22 protein-coding genes and 5 tRNA genes are annotated in these 23621 nt (G+C 44.5%); 19 read left to right on the top strand and 8 right to left on the bottom strand.

The genetic code is table 11. From position 1 onward, the window contains the following. Nucleotides 1–111: 111 nt before the first annotated feature. Both ruvX and FOC32_RS02980 read right to left on the bottom strand, forming a co-directional pair. Nucleotides 112–555 (bottom strand): Holliday junction resolvase RuvX, encoded by a 444-nt coding sequence (ruvX, locus tag FOC32_RS02985; protein WP_034705889.1) that lies wholly within the window; start codon nt 553–555, stop codon nt 112–114. Then, complete coding sequence (locus FOC32_RS02980; protein WP_175966297.1) at nt 548–1102, bottom strand: YqgE/AlgH family protein; 555 nt, start codon at nt 1100–1102, stop codon at nt 548–550. Before FOC32_RS02980 ends, ruvX begins: the two co-directional genes overlap by 8 nt. Before the next feature lie 209 nt (nt 1103–1311). Here FOC32_RS02980 and FOC32_RS02975 point away from each other — a divergent pair, with 209 nt between their 5' ends. The 5 genes from FOC32_RS02975 to FOC32_RS02955 are packed head-to-tail and all read left to right on the top strand — an operon-like array spanning nt 1312 to nt 5455. Next, nucleotides 1312–2244 carry an IS5-like element IS17 family transposase gene (locus FOC32_RS02975; protein WP_175966295.1) on the top strand — a complete coding sequence of 311 codons (933 nt, stop codon included), beginning with the start codon at nt 1312–1314 and terminating at the stop codon, nt 2242–2244. A gap of 39 nt (nt 2245–2283) precedes the next feature. After that, nucleotides 2284–3390, top strand: coding sequence for a hypothetical protein (locus FOC32_RS02970; protein WP_228301741.1), 1107 nt, complete (start codon nt 2284–2286; stop codon nt 3388–3390). 19 nt (nt 3391–3409) lie between these two features. Continuing rightward, on the top strand, nt 3410–3811 hold the full coding sequence (locus FOC32_RS02965; protein ID WP_175966293.1) for a YcfL family protein: 402 nt from the start codon (nt 3410–3412) through the stop codon (nt 3809–3811). A 12-nt stretch (nt 3812–3823) separates the two neighbouring features. Beyond that, nucleotides 3824–4423 (top strand): penicillin-binding protein activator LpoB, encoded by a 600-nt coding sequence (gene lpoB / locus FOC32_RS02960; RefSeq protein WP_175966291.1) that lies wholly within the window; start codon nt 3824–3826, stop codon nt 4421–4423. Between the two features lie 51 nt (nt 4424–4474). Next, a complete protein-coding gene (locus FOC32_RS02955; protein ID WP_175966289.1) occupies nt 4475–5455 on the top strand; it encodes a CsgG/HfaB family protein in 981 nt (326 codons plus the stop codon). A gap of 72 nt (nt 5456–5527) precedes the next feature. Here FOC32_RS02955 and recN read toward each other — a convergent pair whose 3' ends face one another. Next, complete coding sequence (gene recN, locus FOC32_RS02950; RefSeq protein ID WP_175966287.1) at nt 5528–7189, bottom strand: DNA repair protein RecN; 1662 nt, start codon at nt 7187–7189, stop codon at nt 5528–5530. A gap of 437 nt (nt 7190–7626) precedes the next feature. On the opposite strand from recN, the gene FOC32_RS02945 reads away from it, so the two are divergent. From FOC32_RS02945 to FOC32_RS02935, 3 genes are all read left to right on the top strand, one after another. Continuing rightward, complete coding sequence (locus FOC32_RS02945; protein ID WP_004787221.1) at nt 7627–7950, top strand: pyrimidine/purine nucleoside phosphorylase; 324 nt, start codon at nt 7627–7629, stop codon at nt 7948–7950. A 142-nt stretch (nt 7951–8092) separates the two neighbouring features. Beyond that, nucleotides 8093–8842, top strand: a complete 750-nt coding sequence (gene rlmB / locus FOC32_RS02940) for a 23S rRNA (guanosine(2251)-2'-O)-methyltransferase RlmB (protein ID WP_175966285.1) — start codon at nt 8093–8095, stop codon at nt 8840–8842. A gap of 45 nt (nt 8843–8887) precedes the next feature. Further along, nucleotides 8888–9805 carry a DMT family transporter gene (locus FOC32_RS02935; RefSeq protein ID WP_175966283.1) on the top strand — a complete coding sequence of 306 codons (918 nt, stop codon included), beginning with the start codon at nt 8888–8890 and terminating at the stop codon, nt 9803–9805. Between the two features lie 38 nt (nt 9806–9843). Here the strand turns inward: FOC32_RS02935 and coaE are convergent, their stop codons facing one another. The 4 genes from coaE to pilB are packed head-to-tail and all read right to left on the bottom strand — an operon-like array spanning nt 9844 to nt 14280. Next, nucleotides 9844–10449: a dephospho-CoA kinase gene (gene coaE, locus FOC32_RS02930; RefSeq protein WP_175966282.1), complete on the bottom strand. Its 606-nt coding sequence runs from the start codon at nt 10447–10449 to the stop codon at nt 9844–9846. Between the two features lies 1 nt (nt 10450). Beyond that, entirely contained in the window at nt 10451–11311 is an 861-nt protein-coding gene (locus FOC32_RS02925) for a prepilin peptidase (RefSeq protein WP_175966281.1), read from the bottom strand. Further along, nucleotides 11311–12540, bottom strand: coding sequence for a type II secretion system F family protein (locus tag FOC32_RS02920; protein ID WP_004787210.1), 1230 nt, complete (start codon nt 12538–12540; stop codon nt 11311–11313). Before FOC32_RS02920 ends, FOC32_RS02925 begins: the two co-directional genes overlap by 1 nt. A 30-nt stretch (nt 12541–12570) precedes the next feature. Then, nucleotides 12571–14280 carry a type IV-A pilus assembly ATPase PilB gene (pilB, locus tag FOC32_RS02915; RefSeq protein WP_175966280.1) on the bottom strand — a complete coding sequence of 570 codons (1710 nt, stop codon included), beginning with the start codon at nt 14278–14280 and terminating at the stop codon, nt 12571–12573. Between the two features lie 279 nt (nt 14281–14559). Between pilB and tpiA the strand changes: the two genes are divergently transcribed. From tpiA to FOC32_RS02860, 11 genes are all read left to right on the top strand, one after another. Continuing rightward, entirely contained in the window at nt 14560–15351 is a 792-nt protein-coding gene (tpiA, locus tag FOC32_RS02910) for a triose-phosphate isomerase (RefSeq protein ID WP_175966279.1), read from the top strand. A 13-nt stretch (nt 15352–15364) separates the two neighbouring features. After that, nucleotides 15365–15694, top strand: a complete 330-nt coding sequence (gene secG, locus FOC32_RS02905) for a preprotein translocase subunit SecG (RefSeq protein WP_004787204.1) — start codon at nt 15365–15367, stop codon at nt 15692–15694. A 53-nt stretch (nt 15695–15747) separates the two neighbouring features. Beyond that, nucleotides 15748–15832: transfer RNA gene (locus tag FOC32_RS02900), tRNA-Leu, on the top strand. A 53-nt stretch (nt 15833–15885) separates the two neighbouring features. Then, nucleotides 15886–15962, top strand: a tRNA-Met gene (locus FOC32_RS02895). A gap of 81 nt (nt 15963–16043) precedes the next feature. After that, a tRNA-Met gene (locus FOC32_RS02890) sits at nt 16044–16120 on the top strand. A gap of 72 nt (nt 16121–16192) precedes the next feature. Continuing rightward, a tRNA-Met gene (locus FOC32_RS02885) sits at nt 16193–16269 on the top strand. Nucleotides 16270–16357: 88 nt separating this feature from the next. Then, nucleotides 16358–16434, top strand: a tRNA-Met gene (locus FOC32_RS02880). 224 nt (nt 16435–16658) lie between these two features. Then, nucleotides 16659–17183, top strand: coding sequence for a ribosome maturation factor RimP (rimP, locus tag FOC32_RS02875; RefSeq protein WP_034169753.1), 525 nt, complete (start codon nt 16659–16661; stop codon nt 17181–17183). 35 nt (nt 17184–17218) lie between these two features. Beyond that, nucleotides 17219–18703, top strand: a complete 1485-nt coding sequence (nusA, locus tag FOC32_RS02870) for a transcription termination factor NusA (RefSeq protein WP_004787201.1) — start codon at nt 17219–17221, stop codon at nt 18701–18703. Nucleotides 18704–18713: 10 nt separating this feature from the next. Continuing rightward, a complete protein-coding gene (gene infB / locus FOC32_RS02865; RefSeq protein WP_175966278.1) occupies nt 18714–21425 on the top strand; it encodes a translation initiation factor IF-2 in 2712 nt (903 codons plus the stop codon). Further along, on the top strand, nt 21425–21829 hold the full coding sequence (locus FOC32_RS02860) for a ribosome-binding factor A (RefSeq protein ID WP_004810065.1): 405 nt from the start codon (nt 21425–21427) through the stop codon (nt 21827–21829). The genes infB and FOC32_RS02860 overlap by 1 nt, the downstream gene beginning before the upstream one ends. A 104-nt stretch (nt 21830–21933) precedes the next feature. Here FOC32_RS02860 and tnpC read toward each other — a convergent pair whose 3' ends face one another. After that, complete coding sequence (gene tnpC / locus FOC32_RS02855) at nt 21934–23559, bottom strand: IS66 family transposase (protein WP_175965981.1); 1626 nt, start codon at nt 23557–23559, stop codon at nt 21934–21936. Nucleotides 23560–23621 lie beyond the last annotated feature (62 nt).

The raw sequence follows: 23621 nt of genomic DNA, 5'->3' as shown, positions 1-23621 counted from the left end.
GGCACTCTATTGTTTTTAGATTAAAAGTACCCCAATGAACTAAAAAAGAGATTCTTCAATTCAAAAAAAATAGCATCTCGAAAGATGCTATTGCTTATATTTAAAAGAAATTTAGGGTTGCAGTCCAGCCGGATGCCTATACCAGCTTTCAATCAAGAGGGCAGCAGCAATACTGTCCGCAGACAATTTTTTGCCGCGACCTTGTGCCTGATAATGATCCAGTTCATCCCGTGCTTCACGAGTGGTCAGGCGTTCATCCACCATCAAGGTTTCAATATTGGTCTGATGACGTAAACGGCGGGCAAATTTACGTGCCCGTGTCGACAGTTCAGATTCACTATCATCCATATTTAGTGGCAGGCCGACCAAAAATAGGCCCGGCTGATGACTTTTTACAATTTTCAGTAATTCGTCCCAGTTCGGAATCCCGTCTTTCATAGGAAATAAAGGGAGGGGATTGGCACTTTCAATCAGGGATTGGCCGACTGCCATTCCCATTTTCTGTGTACCAAAATCAAACGCCATAATGGTGTTTGGCGCGTTTACATCAGGCATGTCCAATCTCGGAAGATAACCAGGTTCGGTCTACGCCCATTTTTTTATAGGCAGCATCCCAGCGGTCGTTATAAGGTAAATTAAAAATCAGGTCCATATCGGATTCACAGATCAGCCAGTCACCCCGGGCAATCTCTTCTTCAAGCTGCTGTTTGCCCCAGCTCGCATAACCCAATGCGATCTGATAGCGGCCTACACCTTCATTATGCGCAATCGCATCCAGAATATCTTTAGATGTGGTAATACAAACATTTTCACCCACAGCAATAGAGGAATGCCAGGTCGGCTGACCGGTATGCAGGACAAAACCGGCCTCAGGTCGCAAAGGTCCACCTTGCAACACTTCATGGGGATTGACATTATCCGCCTCAATATCCAGGTCATTTAGCAATTCTTTAATTTGAATGCCAGCAGGGCGGTTAATAATGATCCCTTGAGCGCCATCTTCATCATGACGGGCCAGATAAATGACCGTGTGGGCAAAAAAATCGTCACTTGCATGGGGTGGCGCAATCAGACAACGATGAGTCAGATATTGTTTAGTCACCTGAGCGGCTCTCCAAAAGTCTATATCGTTTGTGATCGTGGTAGATGATTTATCAGGGCAAAAGACTGGATTTTCAATTCTGCAAATTGTCTATTCCTTTATTTACTTATCCCACAAAAATGCACCACTGACAACTTAGCTTTGTAGATACTAAGGGCTTTGTTGCACAAACCTATCTGTAAAGGCTTTTTCAGCGATATAATTTTCAAATGAAGAAGCCTACACACAAAATCTACCGCACAACCAATTGGCCCGCATATAACCGAGCACTCATGAGTCGCGGAAATATTGCCATTTGGTTTGATCCTGCTACGCAATGGTATGCTCCATCAAAAGGCAAACAAGGGCGAAATCAAACCTACTCCGACGCAGCCATCCAATGCTGCTTAATGATTAAATCCTTATTCCGTCTATCTTTACGTATGGTCACTGGCTTTGTGCAAAGTCTGATTAAACTTTGCGGATTAAATTGGATAGCTCCAGATTACACCACGCTTTGTAGAAGACAAAAGCATATTGATATTGTAATCAGCTACCAAAAAAGCAGCGATGGGCTGCATCTACTCATGGACTCTACAGGCATGAAGTTTCTAGGTGAGGGCGAATGGAAACGCAAGAAACATGGAGCTGAATATCGTCGCCAATGGCGTAAACTACATATTGGTATAGATGCCAAAACCCTACAAATACGCGCTATTCAGCTCACAACCAATAATGTCAGTGATTCACAGGTGCTTGGTGATTTACTTAATCAGATTCCACAAGATGAGCAGATTGACTCTGTTTATACCGATGGAGCTTATGACACCAAGCAATGCCGTCAGGTCATTGCAGATCGGCAAGCACATGCGGTGATTCCACCTAGAAAAAATGCGAAACCATGGAAAGATACAAAGAGTAGCTCGCTAGAGCGAAATGAATTACTTCGAACAGTTACACGTTTAGGCAGGACACTATGGAAAAAATGGTCAGGCTATCATCGCCGCAGTTTGGTGGAAACCAAGATGCATTGCATCAAATTATTAGGCGATAAATTAATGGCAAGAAGCTTTCCTAGTCAGGTGAATGAAATTCATGCACGTGTAGCAGTCCTCAACCGATTTACGGAATTAGGTCGACCACTTACCCAAATTACGCCTTAAATTTGGCTCAATTAGGGGCGCTCTGCATTTCAAATCTTTGTGCAACAAAGCCCTTTGCTGGATAAACAGCAAAATCGTGCGAAAGTCAGTGTATCCCGTGTGGGCTTTAAAGCTCTGGCTTTGATGAGTAATGATTCAATCGTTCCTTATCTGGTGCCACCTCACGAACAGGTACTGGCACATATTTCTCAGGCAAAAAATTATATTTTCCTCAAAGATTTAGAGGCTGCATCTGTAGAAATGCGGGTCGCGCAAGGCCTACAGCGTGAAATTGAACTGGCTCATCAGAAAGAGCTGGAAAGAAAAAAAGACAAAGTTAAAAAACCGGCTACTGAAGGAAATCCGCTCAGTGCACTGGATGAAGCATTTATAGGTCTGGATCCTATTGCCGGCAAGATTAAAAACAGCTACCAGAATGCGTATGCGTTCTACATAGCTGCAAATTTATGGGAAACCTTAGGTGAATATAACGATGCCTTGGTAGATTATAAAAAGGCCTATGAATTACAGCCAGATGCGCAGATTGCCCAAGACGTAAAACGCCTGAATCAGTTAGTAGCAAAACCAAAAAGTGGCAGTGTGCCGGTGATTGTCTTTATCGAGCAAGGCATTGTGCCGCAAAAGGTTGAAAACAAGATTGATGTGCCAACACCAGGCGGTCTGGTCAATATCGCTTTTGCGACTTATGAACCAAGCACCTATGTGGCACCGAAAAGCTTAAAAGTCAAAGTCAACAATAAGCCTATGCAAGACAGCTATGTAATTAGTGATATTGGCGCTCTGGCGGTTAAAGATCTGAAAGAAAAAGTAGTAGGCAATCTGACCAGTCAAATCATGCGTGCAAGCGCTAAATATGCTGCACAAAAACAGTTAGGTAACCAGCTGGGTATTTTGGGCCAGGTGGCTGGCAATGTGCTCAACATGTCAACTGAACGTGCTGACTTGCGTGGCTGGAGTACCTTACCAAGCAATGCCCAGATTGCCCGCTTAAATCTTGCTCCAGGCAATCATAAATTACAGCTCTCTAGCGGCAGTCTTTCCAGTTCAGCTGTCAATCTGGATGTCAAAGCCAATCAAACTGTCTTTGTTTATGCACATCACGTCAATGACAAGATTACTGCCAGCGTAAGCACCATCCCACATTAATAAAACCTAAGAGAACGATATGAAACGTCAATTCAGCTTTGCAGTACTTGGTTTAGGGGCACTGTTAATGGTGGGGTGTACTGCACCGAATGCCTTGTCGACCCAGACCAATTCAAGTAATGAAATCAGCATCCGTACGATCACCAATAACCCGATCCTGAGTACAGAAGTATTTGTGGAACGCGTAAATATGAGTGCGGCAGGGGATTTGAAACGTGCATCGATTGTAATCAAAAACCGTCGTTTTAATAACAAAGACTTTAGCTACAAGATCGTATGGGTGGATGCGCAAGGTGCGGAAGTGAATCCTGAAGGCGCCATCTGGAAGCCGATTCAGTTAACCGGCCGTGAAACCAAAGGCGTGCAATCTCTGGCGCCAAATCCATCTGCTGTCGATGTTATTGTGTACTTGAAAAAATAAGAGAGATTAAACATGAATGCAAAATTGATTTTCGCTGCATTGGCAGCAACGACTCTGGTTAGTGGCTGTGCATCTACTGGTGCAGTGAGTTATGGCGATGCGCAAGCAGTTGAAACTTTGACGACTGACTTCGGTTCGACTGATCTGCAAATGATCGCAGCGAAAATGGTGGATGACATGCTGATGTTCCCGCCGATCGTGCAGATGACACAAAACCGTCGCCCGGTGATTGTAGTAGATCGTATTCACAATAAAACTCAGGAACATATTGATACCGAATCAATTACCGATAGCATTCAGAACAAGCTGATCAACTCTGGAAAATTCCGTTTTGTGGATATGAAGTCTGTAAATGCGATGGCGCAGCAACTGGCCTACCAAAAACAGAGCGGCATGGTGAATCAGGCAACTGCTGTACGGAGCGGTGGTCATATCGGTGCTGAATATATGCTAAATGGTAACTTGTCGAGCATTGTAAAAAATGCAGGCGGTAAGAGCGATGTGTATTACAAGTTCACCTTTAAATTGCAAAACCTGCAAACTGGAATTGTCGAGTGGACTGGCGAGAAAGAAATCCGTAAAGCAGGCAAGCGTTCGACTTTCGGTCTGTAATTTAAATTAAGGTTGCTGTGCTTTGGCGCAGTGACCACAGAAGAACTCAATATGAAAAAAATATTACTTGCAGGCCTGTTATCCGGATTGCTCAGTTCATCTGCTTTTGCAGCAATTAAGGAAGTGATCAAAGAAGCCAGCGGCAGTGGTCCTACACAGCATCAGGCTATTTCTGAAGCGTTATTGGTAGCGGTTCAATCAGTAAATGGTGCTTCGGTTTCTTCGCAGATGGATTATGAAGAAACCGTTTCTTTATCAGTGAATCATCAAGGCTGGACCTATACCGGCAAAGTATCCCCAGTCTTTAGCGTAGCCAATCAGGGTTCGGGTTCAGTCACTAAATTCCAGGTACTTAGTGTTTCTGGAGCGAAGAATAATTATCGGGCCAAAGTCCGTGCTCATGTGGTTAAGTTTGAATCTGCTGTGCAGGATCAGCATTTACACCGGATTGCTGTTTTACCATTCCAGATGGCAGAAAAAAATAATCGACTGGCTGGTGGGGTATCTGCCCATGAATTTAGCCAGGAATTATCTGATACCCTAGGTACTTATCTAACCCAAAGCGGACAATTAAGTGTAGTTGATCGTCATTATATTGAGGAAATGCAGTCTGAAACTGATTTCCTGTATTGGGATGGCGCACCACAGGAACTGGCACGTATCGGTCAGAAAGTTGGGGCAGATTATTTGCTGGTTGGTCAGATTAAAGATTTATCTAGTGCCAGTGAGCAGCAGATGTATGGTCTGAATGCTGGCGCGGCTCAGGTGCGCCTAAGCTGGCGCGTGATTGAAGCTGCGACCAGTAAAGTTGTTGCAGCTGGAATCTTTAACCGTACCTTGTCTAATTTAATGACACAGAATATTTTGACGAACAGTTTAAATGACAGTACTGCAGACAAAATTGCTCAAGGTCTTAATCCAGAGATTTTACAAGGTTTGAAATTGCAACCTGTACTGACTCGTCAAGCTTATGACCAGTCACCCGGTTATGGAATGACGCCAGGTTCTAGTGATCAACCAGTCAAATGGTAATTTTTAGCTTTAGCTAAAAGTTGTTCATAAAAAAATCCCTGCACTAGTCAGGGATTTTTTATTAAGCATGATTTATGCTTGCTGAAACTTTAACTGTCTTAACTGACGTGCATGCTGCAAGGTGGTTTCATTAATTTCCACGCCACCCGTCATACGTGCAAGTTCCTGTACAATTTCACTTTCTTCCAGATTAATAATGGTACTACTGGCCGGATCAGTCTGGCGCTTTTTCACCAGTAAATGCTGATCGGACTGTGCAGCCACCTGTGCCTGATGGGTGATACATAGAATTTGTACATGCTGTGCCAGATCAGCCAATAAGCGACCCACGATTTCCGCAGTACCGCCACTGATCCCGACATCGATTTCATCAAAGACCAGTACTTCAGCTTCGGTTTTTTCTGCATTCATCACCTGCATCACCAAGGCGATACGAGATAATTCACCGCCTGAAGCCACCCGTGCCAGAGGTTGCGCTGGAATGCCTTTGTTGGCAGTAAACAAAAGTTGAATAAAACTCAAACCTTCACTTGATGGATGTTCCAAAGGCTCAAATTTAAATTCAAAATGCGCTTCAGGCAGGGCAAGCTGTTTCACCTGTTCGGTCAGTTTTTTCGCCAGAGGTTTGGCTGCATCACGGCGAATCTGATCCAGATGTTGTGCTTTGCTCAGGAACTCCTGATAAGAGACCTCAACCTGTTCAGCCAAAGTTTCTGGGTCTTCCAGCTGATGCAGCTGCTCAAGCTCAGCCTGCCAGGCCTCATATTCTTCTTTCAGCAATTCTGGCTGGGTGCGGTATTTGCGTGCTAAACGGTGAAATACTTCCAATTTAGAATTCAGTTCTTCCATACGTTCCGGATCAAAGCTTTGTCGATCCATAAACTGGCGTAAGGTCGCCGTCGCATCTTCGAGTTCACTTTGGGCATTTAGCAAGGAAGTGTAAATCTGGGAAAGCTGCTCGCTACGACCGGCATGCGATTCCATGCGACGCAAGATTGAAGCCAGTTCCTGCGAAATATTCTGTTCTCCTTCGTCCAGGCCATTCAGGTTATAGACACAGTCCTGCATAATCGCTTCATGATGTGAAAGGCGGTCAAATTCCTGCTCAATTTCCTGATAATCCGTCTGAACGACTTCTTCTAGTTCTTCGAGTTGCAGCTCCAGAGTTTCCATACGTTGCTTACGGGTTGCTTGTGCATCCAACGCTGCCTGATGCTGGCGAATATTTTTATGCCAGGTACTGTAAGCGTCACGTACTTCCTGAGCGGGTGCATAAAAATTGCTATAGCGATCCAGCCAGTGTTTGGGATAAGGCGGTTCTAACAGTTGCTGCTGACTATGCTGGCTATAAAGCTGAACCAGTAGTCGGCCAATTTCTTTCAGTTCTGACAGGCTGCTTGGGCGGCCATTGATCCAGGCCTTGCTGCGGCCAGTGGCAAAGATCACCCGGCGTAAATGAATTTCCCCTGACTCATCATCGAGTTCATGCTCTTTTAACCAGCTCGCCTCAGCGCTGTCTTCCTGATAGCTAAAGGTTGCTGTTATATCGGCTTTTTCGGTGCCATAACGCACATAATTGGTATCGGTTCGCTCACCCAGACAGGCAGACAGGGCATCCAGTAACAGGGATTTACCTGCACCGGTTTCACCAGTAAGAACGTTAAAACCTTTATCAATATCAATAGCAAGATGCTCGGCCAAAGCAAAATTGATCAGAGTTAAATGTGTCAGCATAAACGCATCCGGGCTGCGAAAAGTTTGAATGAAATAGCATGTCAGTTGCTTCAGTCTAGCAACGCGGCTGTTATTATAAATCAGGATAAATCGATTTCATTCTATCTTAAATTTCAGGGATTAATACACGCTTATTTGAATGTTGTGTCACAGGAACCAAGATTAGGCCACTGAAGTTACAAAAGATATTTTCATTTTTCTGACATGCTTGAAGGTTAAATTAAATCAGATCGGAATATATTTTGCTTATAAATAGCGGGAAAAATCACGGCATTTTCCAAGCTCTGCCGAAATCACTCAAACAGCCTGGAATCAAGACAAGCAGGGGTACCCAATAATTTCATTCAAGTCCGATAAACTTCGATTGATTAGTTGCGGGTGCACATTTAAACTACAGCAATCAAAATATTACAAAATGCTTTATCTGGAGAAATGGCATGTCAGCTCAGTTTGATCATGTATCAGTACTTAAAAAATCGAATGTGTATTTTGGCGGGTTATGCATCAGCCATGTGGTGCAATTTGAAGATGGCACTAAAAAAACCTTAGGGGTAATTTTACCTTCAGAAAATGCATTAACTTTTGAAACACATGTCCCTGAGCGTATGGAAATCATTTCAGGTGAATGCCGTGTGCAAATCGCCGACAGCGAAGAGAAAGAACTGTTCCGTGCTGGTCAGTCGTTCTATGTGCCAGGCAATAGCCGTTTCAAAATCGAAACTGATGACGTGCTGGACTATGTTTGCCATTTTGAAGGCTAAACAGACCTACAGATGAGCTGTAACCGATCAAGAAATTTTGTTCTGAATCGGTTAAACTAAGCTTGATAAAGAATCCTGTGAAGTTGGCTTTGCAGGATTTTTCTTTTGCTGCCTATTTCCCAATTTATTTTCGAGGTCGTTCATGGCTAAACCTGAGTATTATTATGGCGTCCATTCAGTAGAATCACTGCTGGAGCTTGAGCCTGAACGTGTCTTGACTCTTTTTACCCTGAAAGGTCGTGATGATCAGCGCCTGAAACGTGTGCTGGAATTGGCTGAGCCTTTCGGCATTAGTGTCCAGCAGGCCAGTCGTGACAAGCTGGAAAAATTGGCAGGTTTGCCTTTTCACCAAGGCGTTGTGGCGGCAGTTCGTCCGCATCCAACCTTAAATGAAAAGGATCTGGAAGATCTATTGAAGCAAGATTCTCAAGTACTTCTATTAGCGCTCGATCAGGTAACTGATCCACATAACCTGGGTGCTTGTATTCGTACTGCCGCAGCGATGGGTGTAGCGGCTGTGATTGTGCCACGTGACCGTTCAGCAAGCCTGACGCCAACTGCACGTAAAGTGGCAGCGGGTGGTGCAGAAAAAGTGAAGTTCATTCAGGTGACCAATCTGGCGCGTACTTTGGGTCAAATCAAAGATGAATTTAATGTACGTGTGGTTGGTACGATGCTGGATGAAAAAGCTTTACCTATCCAGAAATTTGATTTTACCGGAACAGGTGTATGCGTGGTGATGGGTGCGGAAGATACCGGTTTACGTCCAATTACCCAAAGCCAATGTGACCAGACGGTTTATATTCCGATGGTAGGTAATCTGCAAAGCCTGAATGTGAGCGTGGCAACAGGTATGGCTCTTTATGAGGCCTGTCGTCAGCGTCAAGCTTAAGTCCTTTTTATTGTTTATTCATAAATACTGTTAAAGAAGAAGTCTATGTCTCCCCGAACGCAAGGTTATGCCTTTGTCTTAATTACCATGTGTATTTGGGGAGGTTTTACCTTAAGCACGCGCTTAAGTGCCCAATGGGGGATTAGTGCCTGGGATCTGGTAGGATTACGATTCCTACTGGCTTTTCTGATTCTGATGCCAGTCCTGATTTATAAAAAGGACACAGCCTTTTTATGGAGTAAGGAATCCTTTCTCTTAGCCATGATCGGTGGAGTGGGGTATTGCCTGACCGCCTATACCGCTTTCCATTATGCACCTGCAGCCCATGCTGCCGTATTTCTCAATGGCTGTATTCCGCTTAGTACCGCAGTGGCCGCTTTTGTATTATTTAAACAAGGGTTTGACCGACATACCTGGATCAGTATGGCGATTATGCTGCTTGCGATTAGCAGTATGAGCTGGCTGATGTTCCGGGAGTCTGGTGTTGCCTTGGGATTAGGCGATCTGCTGTTTTTCATCAGTGCGATGTGGTGGGGGGTGTTCACTGTACTGCTACGTCAATGTAAGCTATCTGCCTGGCATTCTATGGCTAGTGTGGCGATCTGGTCAGCCATCGTTTATGTGCCAATTTATCTGCTATTCTTCCCCAAACATCTGGATGCGGCTGAACCTTGGCAAATGGCTTCCCAAGTTCTCTTTCACGGTATTTTTGTGGTGATTGTAGCGACACTAACTTATGTGGAAGCGATTAAGCGTTTAGGTGCATTTAAAGCGGGCAGTATCGTGACCCTCGCACCATTCATTGCTGCCATACTGGCTGTACCGTTATTAAATGAACCTCTAAGTCTCGCGATTGTCTCTGGTTTGGTAGGTATGGCAATTGGTGCCATACAGCCTTGGCGCTGGTTGATGCATCGAGATAGCCTGAGTCAAAAACTGGAACAACAAAAAAAGCAGTCCTAAAAGGGCTGCTTTTTATTTGAACTCTGACTGAGTTCGGGTTAATGATTTTGAGCAGCCATCTGAAGATATTTTTCATGCAATGGCGTGAGATGGGCATAGAGATGCTCCAGCTCACCATCATTCAGCACAATATCATCAGCCATGGCACACTTTTGTTCACGCGGCATTTGTGCGGCAATGATCTTCTGAATTTGCTCTACATTTTGTCTATCACGCTGCGAAGCCCGTTGAATTTGCAGTTCAATAGCAGCATCAATTAATAATGTATGTTGTGTCAGTTCATGCTGATTGGTTTCAAACAATAAAGGAGACACTAAAATCGCATAAGGACTTTGTGCTGCATGCAACTGTTGAATAATTGAAGTGCGAATAGCAGGGTGGGTGATATTTTCCAGCGTTTTTCGTGCTTCTTGAGAATGAAAAATATGTTCGCGCAAAGCACGGCGATTCAATGAGCCATCCTCAAGCAAAACCCAATCGCCAAAAGCTTGCTGAATCTGCTGTAGGGCTGGTTGACCAATATCAACGACTTCACGGGCGACAATATCCGCATCTACGACAGCAATCCCTTGAGATTCAAACCATTGGCTGGCAGCAGACTTGCCACTGCCAATTCCACCAGTTAAACCTAGTACAAATTTCACTTTACTGACCTAAATAAATTTTCATGATCTGCTCACCCCATAAAAAGGCAATCCAGCCGGCAATGGCAATATAAGGGCCAAAGGCAAAGGGCTGATTTTCTTTACGGACTTTAAGCAGGATAATCCCAATAATCGCACCCACTAATGATGACAATAATACAATGAGTGGTAGGAGCATAGGCCCCATCCAGGCACCTAGGGCCGCTAACAGTTTGAAATCTCCATAGCCCATACCTTCCTTGCCGGTCACCAGCTTAAATAGATAATACACTACCCATAAGCATAAGAAGCCAATGATATAGCCCCAGATGGCAGAACTAGGGGTAGTATAAATCGCATAACTATTAATACCCAGGCCGAGTGCAGCCAGCGGCAGGGTATAGCGATCAGGTAATAACTGGGTGTCGAAATCAATAAAGGTGAGGGCAATCAAGACATAGGTAAAAACCAAACCAAACAGCATCTGTATTGTAGGCCCGAATGTTGCTACCACTATTAATGCACAAACAGCTGTGAGAAGTTCGATAAATGGATAGCGAATACTGATTGGATTCTGACAGTTGCCACATTTACCGCGTAATAAGATCCAGCTAATCACTGGAATATTTTGATACCAGCGAATAGGAGTCTGACATTTCGGGCAGGTTGAAGCTGGCTTGCTTAAAGTAATTTTGCTTTCATCAATAATGGGCTGATCTGGATGCAAAAACAGCTGGCAATCTGTACGCCACTCCTGTTCCATCATTTTAGGGGTGCGGTAAATGACAACGTTTAAAAAGCTACCAATACAGAGACTAAAAAGCCCAACTGCGAGATAAAGCGCAGTTGGGTTTTGACTGAAATATAAAATAAAATCTTGCATTAAACCACGGAACCCATTTGGAAAATTGGAAGGTACATTGCGATAACAAGGCCACCAACAAGGACACCAAGAATGGCCATAATCAAGGGCTCCATCATGGAAGTTAAACCGTCGACCGCATTGTCGACTTCATTTTCATAATGGGTTGCGACTTTATCCAGCATAGCATCTAGTGCGCCGGATTCTTCACCAATCGCAACCATTTGTACGGCCATAGAAGGGAATTTATCGGTGACACGCATGGCAAATTGAAGCTGTTGACCGGTTGCAACATCTTCCTTGATTTTTAATACCGCCTCCTCATAGACCACGTTATTGGTTGCACCAGCAGTCGATTCAAGCGCATCAATTAATGGCACACCGGCAGCAAAAGTGGTGGCGAGAGTGCGGCTATAACGAGCAATGATCGCTTTATAGACCAGATCACCAAAGATGGGTGCTTTGAGCGCAGCCTTATCCAGTAAATCACGGAATTTTTTGCTACGCTTTTTCGCTTCAAGGAAAGCAGTAATCACTACGCCAATTCCAATAATCAAAAGGAACCAATATTTTTGCATCCATTCGGACATATTGACTACCATTTTAGTAAATGCAGGTAAGTCCGCACCGAATGAAGAGAATAAGTCCTGGAATACAGGGACTACTTTCACCATCAGAATAATCGTCACGATCACAGCTACTACAATAACTGTAGCTGGATATTTCATGGCTTTTTTGATCTTTTGCTTCAACAGTTCACTTTTTTCTTTATAAATCGCGACACGATCCAGCATGGTTTCCAGAGCACCAGATTGTTCGCCAGATTCGACCAAAGAGCAGAATAGATTATCGAAATATTGTGGGTATTTTCGTAAGGCTCCGGCAAAAGTATTCCCCCCTTCAACTTCGCCTTTAATTCCAAGCACAACCTCGCGCATGGATGGATTTTCTAAACCTTCTGCAACAATTTCAAAGCCTTGTACTAAAGGCACCCCCGCTTTCATCATGGTGGCGAGCTGACGGGTGAAGATGGTGATATCCAGGGTGGAAACCTTTTTCTTCATCAAACCTTCGAGAATATTTTTTTTCTTTTCTCGAATGGTTTTGATCGTAATGCCTTGTTTGCGCAAGTTCACTTTTGCCAAGGCCATATTTCGTGCCGGCAATTCCCCTTTGATCTTTGCGCCTTTGCGGTCAACCCCTTCATAACTGAAGATCGGTGTCATCTGGCCTTTTTTTACTGCTGCCATAGCTTTATCCTTATTTTATATTCAGCACGATCATTCGCTGGTTACACGATTGACTTCCTGTAAAGAAGTCACCCCCTGCATAACCTTCACTAACCCTGATCGGCGTAAATTGTTAAATCCTGCACGCGCGGAAGCTTCAGCAATTTCAATGGCATTGCCATCTTCCATAATAATTCTTGAAATTTCAGGTGTGACTTTCATGACTTCGTAAATACCGACCCGGCCCTTATAACCTTCACGGCATTCATTACAGCCGACTGGCTCATAAATCTGAAATTCAGGGCTTTGTAAATCTGCTTCGGTAAAGCCCATTTCTAGCAAACTTTGCTGAGGAATATCAGCCGGCTTTTTACATTGTGAACACAAGCGACGGGCCAGACGCTGCGCAATCACTAGATTGACCGAGGTCGCGATATTGAAAGAAGGGACGCCCATATTACGTAAACGGGTCAGAGTTTCCGGAGCACTGTTGGTGTGCAGGGTTGACATCACCATATGACCTGTTTGGGCTGCCTTGATTGCAATTTCAGCTGTTTCCAGATCACGGATCTCACCGACCATGACAATATCAGGATCCTGACGCAAGAAGGATTTTAATGCCGCTGCGAAAGTCAGGCCAACTTTATTATTCACGTTAACCTGATTAATCCCTTGCAGATTAATCTCGACCGGATCTTCCGCAGTAGAAATATTGGTATCTTCACGATTTAAGATGTTTAAGCCCGTATAAAGGGATACGGTTTTACCGGAACCAGTAGGACCGGTAATCAGTAACATCCCTTGCGGTTTATCTAAGGCTTCCATGAATAACTCTTTCTGCTCAGGTTCATAACCTAAAGCATCAATTCCCAGCATGGCACTAGACGGATCTAGAATACGTAGAACCAGTTTTTCACCAAACAGGGTAGGGAGTGAGTTAACACGGAAGTCGATAGCTTTGTTTTTTGAAAGCTTTAATTTAATACGGCCGTCTTGAGGCACGCGTTTCTCAGAAATGTCCATTTGCGACATAACTTTTAAACGTGACGCCAAACGGTTTGCTAGTTGTAGCGGCGGTGTTGCAATTTGACGTAAGACTCCATCAACACGATAGCGTACCCGATACATTTTTTCATAAGGTTCAAAATGTAAATCTGATGCCCCCATACGAATGGCATCAATCAGTAATTTATTAATATATTTAACAATCGGGGCTTCTTCACTTTTGTCTTTTTCGTCTTCTTCTTTATTTGGATCGGTTGTGTCGACATCGACATCCAGATCGAAATCATCATCAAAATCAAAAGTACTTTCTTCAGTAAAGTTTTGCTCAATCAGTTTTTCAAGTTTATTGTGTTCAACAATAACAGTTTCGATATTCAGTTTGGTTGCAAAGCGGATGGCATCCGTTGCTTCAATATTGGTTGGATTGCTCGTGGCAACATAAAGAACATTGGAATTCTTATAAATTGGCAAAATTCGATGTTTGGTAATTAGCTTTTCATCGATATCTTCACGCAGGATTTGTCCTGGATCATAAGCGCCAATATCAAATAAAGGCTCACCAAATTCTACTGAGATCGTTTCGGCAATGGTGGTAGGGGAAAGATTATGATGACTGACCAAATAGGCCACGATATCCGTTTTTTCTTGTTTGGCATTGGCTAAAGCTGTACGCATATCTTCAGCCGATAATACCCCTTCATAGACCAGGCGACGAATAAACCCCGTAAATCTTGGTGACCCCTGCAATGCTGTCATGCTTCAATATGCCTATCAATTCAATTTTTTTAATTTGCTATTCTAAAATTATACGTTTGTTATACAAAAATACCATAGCTGAGAATGCTGCAATCTTCCTGATATTCAGTAAAAGCTTGAACTGGTCGGAAGAACCGGGCATTTTTTTCAGTGATAACAAAAAATATCCATTTTGAATAGTCTAAACTGAGAAATAGGATGAATAAAACTATTCTTTAAATTTTACAATTCCGTGTAGAATGTGCCCAATTCAAGATATGTCAGTGAAATAGGTTATTTATGTCGGTTTCGACGATTACCCCTTGGGTAGTGGGCAACTGGAAAATGAATCCAATGCAAGCAGATGCCCAGGCTTTGGTTCAAAATTTCAAAGACTTGCTTGAGTCTGCACCAGTTTCAACAGAGAAATGTCATTTGGGTGTGGCACCGACAACCCTTGCCTTAACTCAAATTCAAACTGAATTTGCTTCTGCAAATCGCCCTGTATATACCGTAGCACAAGATGTATCACGTATTTCAGGTACAGGCGCTTATACCGGGGAAGTAAGTGCTGAATTATTGGCTGATAGCCAGATTCACTATGTATTGATTGGACACTCTGAACGTCGTGAAATTTTTGCTGAAAGTTCACAGATTCTAAATGCTAAAATCAAGAATGCCTTAAATGCTGGCTTAACCGTAATTTACTGTGTGGGCGAAAGTCTGGAACAGCGTGAAGCAGGGCAGGCAGAAGCAGTGGTTCTGCAACAGATTTGTGATATCGCGACTGTGGTTGCAGGCGAGCAGTGGAAAAATATCGTGATTGCTTATGAGCCAATCTGGGCCATTGGTACCGGTAAAACAGCTTCTCCGGAAGATGCGCAGGCCATGCATGCCCAGATCCGTCAGGGCTTGAGCCAGATTACAGGTTATGCTGCGACTATGGCGATTTTATATGGTGGTAGTGTAAAACCGGAAAATGCAGTAGAGTTAGCAGCCTGTCCTGACATTAACGGGGCATTGGTGGGTGGTGCATCGCTCAATGCTGAGTCGTTCCATCAAATTGCTCAAGCATTTGCAAATACACAATAATTAGGAGTTCAGCATGCAAACTTTTGTGCTGGTAGTACATATTATCTTAGCGATTTTGATGATTGTCTTGATTTTGGTTCAGCATGGTAAAGGTGCGGATGCAGGTGCATCATTCGGTGGCGGCGGTGCGGCAACGATCTTTGGTGCCTCGGGTTCGGGTAATTTCATGACCCGTTTGACGGCAGTTTTTACCGCATTGTTCTTTGTAACCAGTATTACTTTGGCGATTCTTGCCAAGAAACAGACCACTGATGCGTACAGTTTGTCTTCAATTCAATCAGCTCCAACTGCGCCTGCGCAACCGGTTGAAACTTCACCAACTGCACCACAAACGACCGAATAATTTTAATTAAACCTTTCTTTTTTTCAGTGATGCGACTAGAATGCGTCACAGCTGCGGTGGTGGTGGAATTGGTAGACACGCTACCTTGAGGTGGTAGTGCTTTCGGGCGTGGGGGTTCAAGTCCCCCCTTCCGCACCAACTTATAATCCAGAACATAAGTTGGTGTATGCAGCTAAAAAAACTTCTGTTGATGCGGGATGGAGCAGTCTGGTAGCTCGTCGGGCTCATAACCCGAAGGTCGTTGGTTCAAATCCAGCTCCCGCTACCAATCAATCCTTTTTTAAAGACGCAAATTTTTAAAAGGCAGCTTAAATCTGATTTAAGTTGAGAAGGATTATTTGCATGTTGTTGCGGGGTGGAGCAGTCTGGTAGCTCGTCGGGCTCATAACCCGAAGGTCGTTGGTTCAAATCCAGCCCCCGCTACCAATCCTTTAAAGATGCAAACTTTAAAGGCGGTTTAATGATAGAATGTTAAGCTGAACGTTATTTGTATGCTGATGCGGGATGGAGCAGTCTGGTAGCTCGTCGGGCTCATAACCCGAAGGTCGTTGGTTCAAATCCAGCTCCCGCTACCAATTTTTCAGTAACAGATAACAAATATGCAGAATGATGTGGTTGTGATTGAAAAGTTCGCATCTTTTGTATATAATTTTTGCACGTTGATGCGGGATGGAGCAGTCTGGTAGCTCGTCGGGCTCATAACCCGAAGGTCGTTGGTTCAAATCCAGCTCCCGCTACCAAGTTTCTTAAAAGAGGCTCACAACTATGGTGGGCCTTTTTGCACAGTGGGATTTGAAAAAAGTTCAAATTGTGTATTAATTGGGGCGATTTACGCCCTTTTTTATTGGCTATCGTGTAGTGTCGACAATATTTGGTCAAATCTCCATGTTTCACTACTACTATAGTTTGTATTGGTTTGTAGTGGTCAAATAGATCATAAAATCGCACCAGATGACGAGAGTAAATGAAGCTATCAAATAAAACTCAAGCACTTCAGGACTTGATTGCACCAGCAGTTGAAGCCTGTGATGTAAACCTGTGGGGGATTGAATTCCTGCCACAAGGCAAACGTTCATTATTACGGATCTATATCGACAAACCGGTCGATGAAAATGCAGCACCTGTTGTCAATGAAGATGGCGAAGAAGAGCAGGGTCGTGGTATTGGGGTTCAGGACTGTGTGCGTGTCACACAGCAAGTCGGCGCGATCTTGGATGTACATGATCCAATCTCAGGTGAATATTCGCTTGAAGTGTCTTCACCAGGTTGGGATCGTCCATTCTTCCAGCTCGAACAGATGTCAGGCTATATTGGTCATACCGTAGCACTACGTCTGATCAGTGCGGTAGATAACCGTCGTAAATTCCAGGCAAAACTGGTTGCAGTCGACCTTGAAAATGAAATGATTCAAGTTGAAGTAGAAAAGCAACAGATTTTGGATATCGACAGTCACAATATCGATAAAGCAAACTTGGTCTATCAAGATTAATTCAATTAATAAGAATCTGAACGAATAGGTGACTTATGGCACGTGAAATTCTTACCGTGGTTGAAACGGTTAGTAACGAAAAAGGTGTAAGTCGTGAAGCAATTTTTGAAGCGCTAGAACAAGCTTTGGTTGCAGCGACTAAGAAGAAATTCTACGAGGGGACTCACTCGGAAGAAGCTCGTCTTCGTGTAGAAATTGACCGTAAAACTGGTGATTACCGTACTTTCCGTCAATGGGAAGTGGTGGCTGATGAAGATCATGAAATGCCTGCCTGTCAGGATGCGATCTCTGATGTGGATCCAGCACAATGGTCGATTGGTGATATCCGTGAACTGGAAGTAGAATCAATCGATTTCGGTCGTATTGCTGCCCAGATCGCGAAACAGGTGATTGTACAGAAGATCCGCGAAGCAGAACGTGCACTAGTTGCTGATGCTTATGAATCTAAAGTCGGTGAGCTGATCTATGGTGAAGTGAAAAAACAAACCAAAGATGGTTTTATCATTGACTTGGGTGACAACGCAGAAGCGTATCTGGCACGTGAAGAGATGATTCCGAAGGAAATCCTTCGTCCGAAACAACGCGTAAATGCGATTCTATACAGCGTTAACCGTGAAGGCCGTGGTGCACAATTATTGTTGTCACGTGCTAAACCGGAAATGCTGATTGCATTGATGAAAAAAGAAATTCCTGAAATTTCTGAAGAAATCATTGAAATTAAGGCTGCAGCTCGTCAACCGGGTGTTCGTGCTAAAATTGCAGTGAAAACCAACGACCACCGTATTGACCCGGTGGGTGCTTGTATTGGTATGCGTGGTACACGTATCCAGGCTGTACAGCAAGAGCTCAATGGCGAGCGTATTGATGTAGTGGTTTGGTCGGATGATCCTGCGCAATATATCGCAAGCGCATTAGAACCAGCCGATGTATCTAGTATTGTCATCGATGAAGATGCACGTACTGCAGATATCATTTTCGCGACTAGTGATCAGCTAGCTCGTGCAATTGGTTCACAAGGTCAAAACGTTCGTCTGGCATCTGAATTGACTGGCTACAAGCTGGACATGATGCTGGAAGAAGAATACTACGCACGTCAGCAAAGCGAAGCACAAAAATACCTGGACATGTTTGTTACACGTCTGGATATTGCTGAAGATTTGGCGATGGCGTTGGTAGAAATGGGCTTCACCTCGCTTGAAGAAATTGCTTACGTACCGCCAGAAACGTTTGATGAAATCGAACTGGATGCGGAACTGGTTGAACTACTGCAAAGCCGTGCGAAAGAAATTGCACTTGCTGATGCATTACAACAGCAAGAAAACGTACAAGCGCCAAGTGAAGAACTTGTTGCAATGGAAGGCATGACAGCAGAGATCGCGCAAGCTCTCGCAGCTCGTGGTGTGGTAACCGTAGATGACTTAGCTGACCAAGCGACTGATGATATTGAAGATATCGAAGGTCTCGGTGCTGAGAAAGCCGGTCAACTTATTATGAAAGCGCGCGAATCATGGTTTAACTAGGAGGTAGTATATGACGGACAAGTCGATTAAAGAGTTAGCACTCAGCGTGGGTCGCCATGTTGATAAGCTCCTAGAGCAGGTTCGTGAGGCAGGTTTACCACAGCGTAAAGCTGACGATATTATTACCACCGAACAACAAGATCGCTTAATGAATCATGTGAAAAAGACACAAGGTTCAGATGGCCATGCAGGACAAATCACGTTGAAACGTAAAACGACCAGTACTGCTAAAGTGGCAAGTACTTCAGGTAAGGCGAAAACGATTAATGTAGAAGTTCGCAAGAAACATACATTCGTCAAGCCAGACCCGGAACAAATTAAAGCAGAAGCTTTAGCGAAGGCTCAAGCTGAACAGCAAGCGAAAGCAGAAGCTGAACAGAAGTCAGCACCAGCTAGAAAACCTGCTGATGCACCTAAATCGGGTACAAACAATGCAAGCAAAGCCCTAGAAGCAATGCGTGCAGCTCAGAAACAAGAAACTGAGAAACAGGAAACACCTAAAGCAGCTGTTGTGGTAAAACGCAAATCAACTAACAAGCCGATTGTGAAAGCAGCGGTTAAACAAGTTGAAACAGCAGAACAGAAAAAAGCACGTGAAGCTCAAGCCGCTCAATTAAAAGCAGCTGAAGAAGCGGCACGTCGTAAGGCAGCTGAAGAAGCACAACAACGTACCCTTGAGCAAATGCGCAAGATGGCGTCGAAGTATTCTTCTGAAGATACCACTGCAACCATTCGTGTGATTGATGATTCTCCACTTGCTGCTGGTCTGGTTGGCCAGGCATATGAAGACTCATTTGCGAAAGAAGACCGCGAAATTAAACGTGGTACCAATACTTCAAATACACGTTCACCGAAGAAAGGTGGTCGTCGTGGTGAAGAGCAGTCTTTCCGTGATAACTCACACAAACGTGGTCTGAAATCTAGCCAAGCGAACAAGCATGGTTTTGAAAAACCAGTGAAAAAACAGGTTTATGACGTTGAAATCGGTGAAACGATTGTCGTTGCTGACCTTGCTGCGAAAATGGCGGTTAAGGTTCGTGAAGTGATCAAGTCACTGATGAAAATGGGTGAACTGGTTACTCAAAACCAGGCGATCGATCAGGAAATCGCAGCACTTGTGGTTGAAGAAATGGGCCATAACCCGGTACTGGTTTCTGAAACTGCAGTTGAAGATAACCTGCTTGAACAGGCTGAAGAAGCTCGTGGTGCGCAAACTACTCGTGCGCCAGTTGTTACGATTATGGGTCACGTTGACCATGGTAAAACATCGCTTCTGGACCGTATTCGTCGTGCCAAAGTGGCGCAAGGTGAAGCAGGTGGCATTACCCAGCATATCGGTGCTTATCATGTAACGACTGATAAAGGTAGTATCACATTCCTTGATACTCCGGGACACGCAGCGTTTACTGCAATGCGTTCACGTGGTGCCAAAGCGACTGATATCGTAGTCTTGGTTGTTGCAGCAGACGATGGCGTGATGCCACAAACTGCAGAAGCAATCGATCACGCACGTGCAGCGGGTACGCCAATCATTGTTGCAATCAACAAGATGGATAAAGACTCTGCTGATCCAGATCGCGTATTGAACGAATTGACCACCAAAGAAATCGTACCTGAAGAATGGGGCGGTGACGTTCCTGTCGCGAAAGTATCTGCACATACTGGTGCGGGTATTGACGAACTTCTTGACCTGATTTTAATTCAGTCTGAATTGCTTGAATTGAAGGCGTCTGAAGAAGGTGCGGCACAAGGTGTTGTGATTGAAGCGCGTGTTGATAAAGGCCGCGGTGCAGTGACTTCTATTCTTGTACAAAACGGTACGCTGAAAGTGGGTGATCTGGTTCTTGCTGGTTCATCTTATGGCCGCGTTCGTGCCATGACCGATGAAAACGGTAAACGTATCAAGTCTGCAGGTCCTTCGATTCCAGTTGAAATTCTGGGTCTTCCAGAAGCGCCGATGGCAGGTGACGAAGTTCTTGTTGTGAATGACGAGAAGAAAGCACGTGAAGTTGCCGATGCGCGTATGGATCGTGAACGTCAAAAACGTCTTGAACGTCAATCTGCAATGCGTCTTGAAAACATCATGGCGTCTATGGGCAAAAAAGATGTGCCAATCGTCAATGTGGTATTGAAAACTGATGTACGCGGTACATTGGAAGCACTGCATGTTGCATTGGCTGAGCTTTCAACGGATGAAGTAAAAGTACGTATTATCGGTTCTGGTGTAGGTGCGATTACTGAATCTGACGTAACACTTGCTGAATCTTCAGAAGCGGTTCTTCTGGGCTTTAACGTACGTGCCGACAATACTGCACGTCAAAAAGCAGATGCAGACAGTATCGACATTCGTTACTACTCAGTAATCTATCAATTGATTGATGACGTGAAAGCAGCGATGAGCGGTAAGCTTGCTCCTGAACACCGTGAAACGATCTTGGGTGTTGCTCAAGTACGTGAAGTGTTCCACTCAAGCAAATTTGGTGCTGCAGCAGGCTGTATGGTCCTTGAAGGCGTATTACACCGTAATAAACCGATTCGCGTATTACGTGATGACGTGGTGATCTTCCAGGGTGAGCTAGAATCTCTTCGTCGCTATAAAGAAGTGGTGGAAGAAGTTCGTGCCGGTATGGAATGTGGTCTTGCGGTGAAAGGCTATAAAGACATCAAACCTCTCGACAAGATCGAAGTGTATGATGTGCAATTGATTAAACGGAGTCTTTAATGGCGGGTAGTCAACGTCTTAAGCGTATGGCGGATACGGTACAACGTGAGTTGTCTGAACTGATCCGTCAGGAGCTGAAAGATCCACGTCTGGGGGGTCTGGTGACCATCTCAGCCGTGAAGGTGAGCCCAGACTTAGGATATGCAGAAGTTTATGTCACAGTAATGGGGCGTGAACTGGGTGATGAGCAAAGTGAAGCGGCAAATAAAGAAACACTCGATGTCCTGAATAAGGCATCTGGGTTCTTGCGCCATGAACTGAGCCGTCGGATCAAGACACGTATTACACCTCGTCTACGTTTCCATTACGACAAAACCAATGCATATGGTAACTATATGTTTGGTCTGATTGCTGAAGCAGTGAAGGATTTACCTCCTGCTGAAGATAAGAAAGATGAAGAATAAGCTTTTATAAAGCTCAATAAAAAAGCCACCTTAGGGTGGCTTTTTTATTACTGAACTTTTAAGTAGAACTGGCGTAAGCGTCCGCTGAACCCCATGTCTATTTTTTAATTTGAGTTGGATTTCCAGCGGTGTGGTAGCAATTCTTCTATTTGGGTCACTTTATGGGTCGGCAATCTTTTCAGCACATCACTTAAATAGGCATACGGATCCAACCCATTCAGCTTTGCTGACTGGATTAAAGTCATGATGTTTGCCGCTCGCTGACCACTACGCAGCGAACCTGCAAATAACCAGTTCTTACGTCCCAACGCCCAAGGCCGCACTTGGTTTTCCACCCAATTATTGCAAATCGGTAGATTGCCATCATCCAGATAGCGGCTTAAAGCTGGCCAACGCTTCAGAGTGTAATTGATGGCCTTGGCGGTTGGAGAACTCGATGGCACCGTCAGTTGATGCTGGTTGAGCCATTCATACAGTTGTTGCATCACCGGTTGGCTATGCTGTTGTCGGTATTCGCGGCGGTGTTCTGCTGTACTATCGGTCTTTTTCCTGAGTTCTGCTTCTATCGCATACAGTTTCTGAATCAGCACTAATGCCTGTTCAGCGATCTGACTTTTCCCAGTCACATGTAGCTCATGGAATTTACGACGCGCATGCGCCATGCAGCCCACCTCAATGACATCGCCTGATTTAAAGCGTGCTTTATAACCACTGTAATCATCACAGACCAGATGGCCCTGCCAGCCATTCAGGAACTCTTCTGCATGCTGACCTGAACGGCTATCCTGAAAGTCATAGATCACCGCTTGAACTGGATTGTACTGTGTAGTGGCATAGGCCCAGACATAACCTTTCTTCGGTTTTTTCTCATCATCACCCATCCGCATGATGGTGACTGGTGTTTCATCGGCATGGATCACCCGCTGTTGCAGCACCACCTGTTTTAAGGCATTGGCCAGAGGTTCCAGTTCTACACCGCAGCGACCAATCCAGTCAGATAACGTGGATCTGGACAGATCAATGCCCGCCCGCTGATAGATCAGGCGCTGACGGTACAGCGGCAAATGATCGGCATACTTCGATACCAGCACATGGCTGAGCAGTTCAGGACTGGCAATACCTTTATCAATCACATAGGCGGGCATCGCTTGCTGAGTCAGGGTGTCACACTGATCACAGACCCATTTGCCACGTACATGCTGTTCCTTATAGAACTGTGCCGGTCTGAAATGCAGTTTTTCACTGATATCTTCGCCGATACGACGTAACTGGCAGCCACAACTGCATTGGGTTGATGCAGGTTCATGCTCAATACGGATGGTGTGTAGATGATCGGGCAGCAGTCGACGTTTAGGTTTGTTGACTGTGGCTTTGTGTGTCGCTGCATCAGTTTTATCTGCATTCAGCCGTTCCAGTTCCAGATCAACAGCGGCAATATCTTCTTCGACCGCTTCATCCCAGAGATGGATTTGTTTTGCGGTGAGATGTTCGTTTTTACTGCCGAATTTGTGCTTTTTAAACAGCGCAAGTTCATGCTCGTATTTTTGATTGAGAATGGAAAGATGCTGAACTTTGGCATCTAATTGCAGATTGGATACTTCAAGATGCTGAACTTTGGCATCTAATTGCTGGTTTGATTGTGCCAGAGACTGATGTTGCATTGCCAACTGTCTAGTAAATTCCAGCAGTTGTTCATGGGTCAGTTGGCTTAAATCAGGCAGTGTATTCATGACCGCAGTATGCCTGAGGTCATGAGAAGAATGAAATAGAACGTTTGGAGAATAGCAACTTG

The organism is Acinetobacter sp. FDAARGOS_724 (assembly GCF_013364475.1).
In the GTDB taxonomy this organism is placed as follows: Bacteria; Pseudomonadota; Gammaproteobacteria; order Pseudomonadales; family Moraxellaceae; genus Acinetobacter; species Acinetobacter variabilis.
The sequence above is the reverse complement of the archived record's forward strand: the minus strand, read 5'-3'. Positions and strand labels throughout refer to the sequence as shown.

What these genes read in the sequence shown, in the direction of transcription:
- ruvX (WP_034705889.1), bottom strand. Translation starts at nt 555, where the DNA reads ATGCCTGATGTAAACGCGCCAAACACCATTATGGCGTTTGATTTTGGT.
- FOC32_RS02975 (WP_175966295.1), top strand. Translation starts at nt 1,312, where the DNA reads ATGAAGAAGCCTACACACAAAATCTACCGCACAACCAATTGGCCCGCA.
- FOC32_RS02965 (WP_175966293.1), top strand. Translation starts at nt 3,410, where the DNA reads ATGAAACGTCAATTCAGCTTTGCAGTACTTGGTTTAGGGGCACTGTTA.
- lpoB (WP_175966291.1), top strand. Translation starts at nt 3,824, where the DNA reads ATGAATGCAAAATTGATTTTCGCTGCATTGGCAGCAACGACTCTGGTT.
- FOC32_RS02955 (WP_175966289.1), top strand. Translation starts at nt 4,475, where the DNA reads ATGAAAAAAATATTACTTGCAGGCCTGTTATCCGGATTGCTCAGTTCA.
- recN (WP_175966287.1), bottom strand. Translation starts at nt 7,189, where the DNA reads ATGCTGACACATTTAACTCTGATCAATTTTGCTTTGGCCGAGCATCTT.
- FOC32_RS02945 (WP_004787221.1), top strand. Translation starts at nt 7,627, where the DNA reads ATGTCAGCTCAGTTTGATCATGTATCAGTACTTAAAAAATCGAATGTG.
- rlmB (WP_175966285.1), top strand. Translation starts at nt 8,093, where the DNA reads ATGGCTAAACCTGAGTATTATTATGGCGTCCATTCAGTAGAATCACTG.
- FOC32_RS02935 (WP_175966283.1), top strand. Translation starts at nt 8,888, where the DNA reads ATGTCTCCCCGAACGCAAGGTTATGCCTTTGTCTTAATTACCATGTGT.
- FOC32_RS02925 (WP_175966281.1), bottom strand. Translation starts at nt 11,311, where the DNA reads ATGCAAGATTTTATTTTATATTTCAGTCAAAACCCAACTGCGCTTTAT.
- FOC32_RS02920 (WP_004787210.1), bottom strand. Translation starts at nt 12,540, where the DNA reads ATGGCAGCAGTAAAAAAAGGCCAGATGACACCGATCTTCAGTTATGAA.
- pilB (WP_175966280.1), bottom strand. Translation starts at nt 14,280, where the DNA reads ATGACAGCATTGCAGGGGTCACCAAGATTTACGGGGTTTATTCGTCGC.
- tpiA (WP_175966279.1), top strand. Translation starts at nt 14,560, where the DNA reads ATGTCGGTTTCGACGATTACCCCTTGGGTAGTGGGCAACTGGAAAATG.
- secG (WP_004787204.1), top strand. Translation starts at nt 15,365, where the DNA reads ATGCAAACTTTTGTGCTGGTAGTACATATTATCTTAGCGATTTTGATG.
- rimP (WP_034169753.1), top strand. Translation starts at nt 16,659, where the DNA reads ATGAAGCTATCAAATAAAACTCAAGCACTTCAGGACTTGATTGCACCA.
- nusA (WP_004787201.1), top strand. Translation starts at nt 17,219, where the DNA reads ATGGCACGTGAAATTCTTACCGTGGTTGAAACGGTTAGTAACGAAAAA.
- infB (WP_175966278.1), top strand. Translation starts at nt 18,714, where the DNA reads ATGACGGACAAGTCGATTAAAGAGTTAGCACTCAGCGTGGGTCGCCAT.
- FOC32_RS02860 (WP_004810065.1), top strand. Translation starts at nt 21,425, where the DNA reads ATGGCGGGTAGTCAACGTCTTAAGCGTATGGCGGATACGGTACAACGT.
- tnpC (WP_175965981.1), bottom strand. Translation starts at nt 23,559, where the DNA reads ATGAATACACTGCCTGATTTAAGCCAACTGACCCATGAACAACTGCTG.